The organism is Pseudoclavibacter sp. AY1F1 (assembly GCF_002931075.1).
In the GTDB taxonomy this organism is placed as follows: Bacteria; Actinomycetota; Actinomycetes; order Actinomycetales; family Microbacteriaceae; genus Pseudoclavibacter.
On sequence record NZ_PSTQ01000027.1, the window covers coordinates 1 to 1426 of the forward strand.

Sequence of the window (1426 nt, forward strand, 5' to 3'; positions counted from 1 at the left end):
GGCCTGCCCCGCGGCCCGTCTGGCCCGCCCCGGCCTGTCTGGCCCGCCCCGGCGTAGACCTGGGGCTTGCGCATCCGTCGTGCTCCACCGGCGTGCGCAAGCCCCAGGTCTCGCCGGGACCACCCACCCCGCCAGCGCAAACCTCGGGCTCACGCATCCAGCCCACCCCAACCGCATGCGCAAGCCCCAGGTCTCGCCGCGCGTGACGCCGCCGGCGTCCGGCTTGACTGCGTTGTCACAGGCCCGTCCCGCCGTCGTCTCTCCACAGCCGGTACCTCAAAGAGGCAGTGGATGCTGCACCGCGTCTACCGTCGGCGTGTGACTTCCGGCGAGAGACCCCCGCAATTTCGGAGAGAGCTCCCGGCCAAGCTCCGTGGGCAGAGCTTCACGGTCGCGGATGCGCAAGCGCTCGGAGTGGGCAGGGGCCGGCTGCAGAACCGCAGCCTTGAGCGCCCCTTTCGCGGGGTGCGCGTCGATGCCATAGCCCCGGAGACGACGATTGAGCGTGAGACCAAGGGCGCTTCCATCCGCCGAAAGTTGCGAGCTCACGACCTGCAGTACGCACCGCTCTTGAGAGACTCTCAGGCCTACGGGGCCATCTCGGCGGCTCGCGTGCTCGGTCTCCCGCTGCCATGGCTGCTGCTCAACGACACACGCGTGCATCTCATCGTGCCGGAAGGCAGGAATCTCCCGAGGCGACCCGGCGTCGTCACACGAATCGTGCCGCTGCGACTCTGGCGCACATTTATGTTCGAGGGAGCCCTGTTGCCGCACCCGACGCTGTTGTACTGCCTGATGAGCCGAGACCTGCTGAGGTCGAATGCCTCCGCTGCGCGGTCGGACCTGCTGAGCCTCGGCGACGCGCTCGTGACCGTCGCACCGAACTACCCGAACCGTGTCTGGAACGGTAGCCTCACGACCCGCGCGGCCCTCGCCAGCGCAGTCGCTGAGTGGTCACCCGGCTACGGCTCCTCCCTGCTCCGCGAGATGACACCGCAGATTCGCGCGGAGGTGGAGTCTCCGTATGAGAGCCTCATGCGCTTCGTGCTCCACGATTCTGGGTATCCGGAGCTGGCGGTGCAGCACTCGCTGAAAGTTGGCGGCGTGGAGCTGGCCCGGCCCGATTGCGCCGACCTCAAAGCCAAGATCGCCTACGACTTCGAGGGCCTCGGTCATTTGGTGAGCCCAAGCCAATGGCGAAGAGACGTGAAGCGTGCACGGTTGGTCACCAACCTCGGGTGGCACGGCGAGCGCCTCACCCTCTCAGACCTCTGGCCGGACCCCAGCGAGTTCATCAGACACGCGCACGCTCTGCGAGAGCGGCGGCTACGTCTGCTCGGCGAGACGTGATTCACCGCGCACGGTGAATCCGTCACACTCCACACGCGCAACCCCGAGTTCTCAGCCAGCGCCGCCACAGACCTGG

1 protein-coding gene is annotated in these 1426 nt (G+C 67.7%); it reads left to right on the top strand.

Annotation, left to right across the window (positions count from 1 at the left end):
- Nucleotides 1–570 precede the first annotated feature (570 nt).
- Nucleotides 571–1350 (top strand): hypothetical protein, encoded by a 780-nt coding sequence (locus tag C5B85_RS18855; RefSeq protein WP_146078040.1) that lies wholly within the window; start codon nt 571–573, stop codon nt 1348–1350.
- Nucleotides 1351–1426: the final 76 nt, after the last annotated feature.